At 51.4% G+C, this 3,850-nt stretch carries 8 protein-coding genes; 5 read left to right on the top strand and 3 right to left on the bottom strand.

Features of this window, described 5'->3' with window-relative positions; all coding sequences use genetic code 11:
* Window positions 1–381 precede the first annotated feature (381 nt).
* The gene (gene ypfM, locus QZ506_RS21400) at window positions 382–444 is read right to left on the bottom strand and encodes a protein YpfM (protein ID WP_367272949.1); all 63 of its coding nucleotides are present in this window, start codon (window positions 442–444) and stop codon (window positions 382–384) included.
* 197 nt (window positions 445–641) lie between these two features.
* Between ypfM and QZ506_RS00835 the strand changes: the two genes are divergently transcribed.
* The 4 genes from QZ506_RS00835 to QZ506_RS00820 are packed head-to-tail and all read left to right on the top strand — an operon-like array spanning window position 642 to window position 2,994.
* On the top strand, window positions 642–1,004 hold the full coding sequence (locus tag QZ506_RS00835; RefSeq protein ID WP_291968384.1) for an ArsC family reductase: 363 nt from the start codon (window positions 642–644) through the stop codon (window positions 1,002–1,004).
* A 1-nt stretch (window position 1,005) separates the two neighbouring features.
* A complete protein-coding gene (dapE, locus tag QZ506_RS00830; RefSeq protein WP_291968382.1) occupies window positions 1,006–2,133 on the top strand; it encodes a succinyl-diaminopimelate desuccinylase in 1,128 nt (375 codons plus the stop codon).
* Complete coding sequence (locus QZ506_RS00825) at window positions 2,130–2,786, top strand: M15 family metallopeptidase (protein WP_291968379.1); 657 nt, start codon at window positions 2,130–2,132, stop codon at window positions 2,784–2,786. The genes dapE and QZ506_RS00825 overlap by 4 nt, the downstream gene beginning before the upstream one ends.
* 19 nt (window positions 2,787–2,805) lie before the next feature.
* Window positions 2,806–2,994, top strand: coding sequence for a YpfN family protein (locus QZ506_RS00820; protein WP_291968378.1), 189 nt, complete (start codon window positions 2,806–2,808; stop codon window positions 2,992–2,994).
* A gap of 49 nt (window positions 2,995–3,043) precedes the next feature.
* On the opposite strand, the gene QZ506_RS00815 is transcribed toward QZ506_RS00820, so the two are convergent.
* Together QZ506_RS00815 and QZ506_RS00810 are read right to left on the bottom strand one after the other, a co-directional pair.
* On the bottom strand, window positions 3,044–3,373 hold the full coding sequence (locus QZ506_RS00815; RefSeq protein ID WP_291968376.1) for a LysR family transcriptional regulator substrate-binding protein: 330 nt from the start codon (window positions 3,371–3,373) through the stop codon (window positions 3,044–3,046).
* Complete coding sequence (locus tag QZ506_RS00810; protein WP_291968375.1) at window positions 3,303–3,740, bottom strand: LysR substrate-binding domain-containing protein; 438 nt, start codon at window positions 3,738–3,740, stop codon at window positions 3,303–3,305. The genes QZ506_RS00815 and QZ506_RS00810 overlap by 71 nt, the downstream gene beginning before the upstream one ends.
* A gap of 23 nt (window positions 3,741–3,763) precedes the next feature.
* Between QZ506_RS00810 and QZ506_RS00805 the strand changes: the two genes are divergently transcribed.
* Window positions 3,764–3,850: hypothetical protein (locus QZ506_RS00805; protein WP_291968386.1), on the top strand; the 87-nt coding region annotated here is incomplete at its 3' end.

Below are 3,850 nucleotides of genomic sequence, written 5' to 3'. Positions count from 1 at the left end.
GTTACCGAGTTCTTCGGCGAGATTGAGCAGGCCGGCTTTGTGTTTGATAATGGGATTGTTAGTATGAAGCATGAGAGTTACCTCGCGTTTTGTTTAAGGATCAGACACCCATATCAAAACCGGTAACTCTCAACCTTTCAAGGTACAGTGTCAGATCTAGTCGCGACTAATACACATTATAAAATAACTAATTAATATATATTCATAAATTATTTACTTATTGTTTTAAATCACAATCTCCTGAGTAAAACACTCAATATTTCCTCATTTTATCCATGAAAAAAAGCAGTCAGAGCGTTCTGACTGCCTTTGCATTGGATGGAATGTTGTTCCTGGTTCTGTACTCAAATCTATCAATGGGAAAAACTAGGTAACCGATAATTATTTTTTACGTAGCATTTCTTCAATGAAGTTTTTCCAGTGACACACTTCTACTTCTATCATCATGTCCGCCTAGTAATTAACTGCGGCTAGTATACGCTCACTTTTTAACCAGCGAAACGTTTTCCTGTCGAATAAAAAGCGAACAAGATCCCATTCTGAGCAGATTGCATCGTTGGATCTCCCTGCCATTTTTCGGCATGCTGACACATTCACCTGCCGCCTTAATGGCCTCCCGATGAGAAAGGACTGTTATCACCATGACGCTGATGATGTACGGTATCAAAAACTGCGATACCATAAAAAAAGCACGACGCTGGCTGGAAACGCATCAGATTGCCTATCAGTTTCATGATTACCGTGTCGATGGTTTGGATCATACGCAGCTAACCGCCTTTATCCGCCTTGTCGGTGATTGGCAGCCGTTGCTCAATACGCGAGGGACCACCTGGCGACAATTAAGTGACGCAGAGCGCGCCGCCGTCATCTATGCCGAAAGCGCCATTGCGCTGCTGTTGGCCCATCCAGCCTTGATCAAACGCCCGCTGCTGGTGAGCGGGGAGCGCGCCCTGTTAGGCTTTAATGCCGAAAGTTACCACGCCTTTACCGCGGAGAAAGAGTGAGATGTCCTGCCCCGTTTTAGAACTTGCACAACAACTGATTAAACGCCCGTCGCTCAGCCCGCGCGATGAAGGGTGTCAGGCACTGCTGATTGAACGTCTGAAAGCGGTGTGCTTTACCATTGAAAAAATGGATTTCGGCGATACCGAGAATGTCTGGGCATGGCGTGGTGAAGGCAAAACGCTGGCGTTTGCCGGACATACCGATGTGGTTCCGAGCGGTGATGCCAGCCGCTGGCAGCATCCACCGTTTGAACCTACCCTGCACGATGGCTTTTTGTATGGGCGCGGCGCAGCAGACATGAAAGGGTCAATTGCAGCCATGGTGGTGGCCGCTGAGCGGTTTGTACAGGCTAATCCCCATCATCAGGGCCGCCTGGCGTTTTTGATCACCTCAGATGAAGAAGCCAGTGCGGTGAACGGCACGGTGAAAGTGGTTGAGGCGTTAATGGCACGTAATGAACGCGTGGATTACTGCCTGGTGGGCGAACCCTCCAGCACCACCAAACTGGGCGACGTGGTGAAAAACGGGCGTCGTGGCTCTATTACAGCCAATCTGACGGTACACGGGGTACAAGGCCACGTGGCCTATCCGCATCTGGCCGACAACCCGGTACATCGCGCCATGGAAGCACTGAATGAATTGGTGGGCACCGAATGGGATCAGGGTAATGCCTTTTTTCCTCCCACCAGCATTCAAATTGCCAATATCAATGCGGGCACTGGCAGCAATAACGTGATCCCCGGCGAGCTGTTTGTGCAGTTTAATTTCCGCTTCAGCACCGAGTTGACGGACGACGTGATTAAAGCGCGCGTAGCCGCTCTGCTGGATCGCCATCAGCTTAACTACACGCTAAACTGGAATCTCTCCGGCCAACCATTCTTAACACCTCCATGCGATCTGGTTGATGCCGTAGTGACCGCCGTTGAGCATTACAGCGAAATCACTCCGGAGTTGCTGACCAATGGCGGTACGTCGGATGGGCGATTTATCGCGCAGATGGGCGCACAGGTGGTAGAACTTGGCCCGGTAAACGCCACCATTCATAAAGTGGATGAATGCGTCAGCGCCGCGGACCTGCAATTACTAAGCCTTATTTATCAACGCATTATGGAGCAGCTCATCGCATGATGACGCACGCCATGCTCACGTGGAAAACCCGTGAGCACCTTGTCCCTCTCGGTGAGGCGCACAGCCTGCAACCGGCCGCCCTCACTGCCTTCACGGGTTTAAAGCAGGCGGCTGCACGTGATGGTTTTCAGTTACAGCCCGCCAGCACCTTTCGTGACTTTGCCCGCCAGCGCCACATCTGGAATCAAAAATTCAACGGCGAGCGCCCGTTGCTGGATAAAAACAGCCAGCAGCTGGTGGCAGCAACGCTTTCCGTGGCGGAACGCTGTGCCGCGATATTGCGCTGGTCTGCCCTGCCGGGCGCCAGCCGCCATCACTGGGGCACCGAGCTTGATATCTACGATCCGTCACGCCTGCCTCAAGGAGCTCGTCTGCAACTGGAGCCTTGGGAATATGAGGCGTGCGGCTATTTCGCTGAACTGAACGACTGGCTTACTGCGCATATGGCGCAATTCGATTTTTACCGACCTTTTGCCCATGATCGCGGCGGCGTTGCTGTGGAACTCTGGCACATCAGCTACCAGCCCTTGTCCAGACCGGCGGCGCAACAGTTGACACCCGAGGTTATTTTGGAAGCCTGGCAACATGAAGATATCGCGGGAGATACCTGGCTACGCCTGCATCTGCCTGATATTTTTCCCGCTTTATCGTGAAGATCGATGAGGATTGAACATGTCCTGGCTGGCTGATTACTGGTGGGTGATTCTGATTATTCTGGTTGGTATGGTGATTAACGGCATGAAAGAACTGAGCCGCCTAGACCATAAACGCTTTCTCAAGAATAAACCGGCGCTGCCTCCGCATAGAGACAACAACGCCGAGTGGGATAAAGAAGATGACTGGCCGGAGAAAAAACCCTGATGCGTTTCTCTTCCAGCCAGTTGCCTGTGGACCATTTTTGAACAATGAGTCAGGGTGCTGAGAGAGGGGTGAAACTCTCCGCTTTTTCCAGCAGAAATTCATAGAACTCTTTGGCACATTGCGACAGCTGTCGTTCTTTGTCAGTCACCAGATAGATGCCGCGCTGTAGCGACAGATCGCGAAACGGCACAATCGCGATATCCTTGTGCTGGAACTGAAACAGCGTCAGACCGGTCACAATGCTCACCCCATAGTTGGCTGCGACTAGCCCCATCATGGTGGTCAGTTGGCGCACTTCAAGCACGTAGTTAAAGCTGTGCGGTGCCATCATTTGATCGGTGTACTGAAGGGATACTGGTCCCTTGAGAAAAGCCCACAAAGGCGTGCTGCGCCACTTCGGCAACGTCAACGCTCTGGCGCTGTGCCAGGGGGTGATTGCGGTGACAAATCAGGAAAAACTCATCGGCAAACAACATCCGGGAACTGAACGTGCCCGGAGAAGGCTGACCTGCGGTTAATGCCAGATCCGCGCGTCCGTCCAGAATAGCTTTCAGGCAGCGATCACACTGCGTATCCAACAGCTCAACCTTGATATCAGGATGTGCACGATGGTGCTGTGCAAGCACCTGCTGCAACCATTCCACCGCCATTGAAGGCAACACCGCCAATACAATTTTACCTTTGTATCCGGTGGGGCTTTGTTGAATAAATAAAACTTTTGGGTAATCATCGGAGCAGATCACCACAGTTGTTTCAAAATCAGGTCTCCATGGCAAAACAAAATTTTAAAATCACCAACTGGCCCTCTTATAACAAGGCCCTCAAGCAGCGCGGTTCTCTAACCGTATGGCTAGAT

Origin of the sequence: Candidatus Symbiopectobacterium sp. (genome assembly GCF_020054415.1) — a bacterium.
Classification (GTDB): Bacteria; Pseudomonadota; Gammaproteobacteria; order Enterobacterales; family Enterobacteriaceae; genus Symbiopectobacterium.
This window is presented reverse-complemented; position numbering and strand designations above follow the sequence as displayed.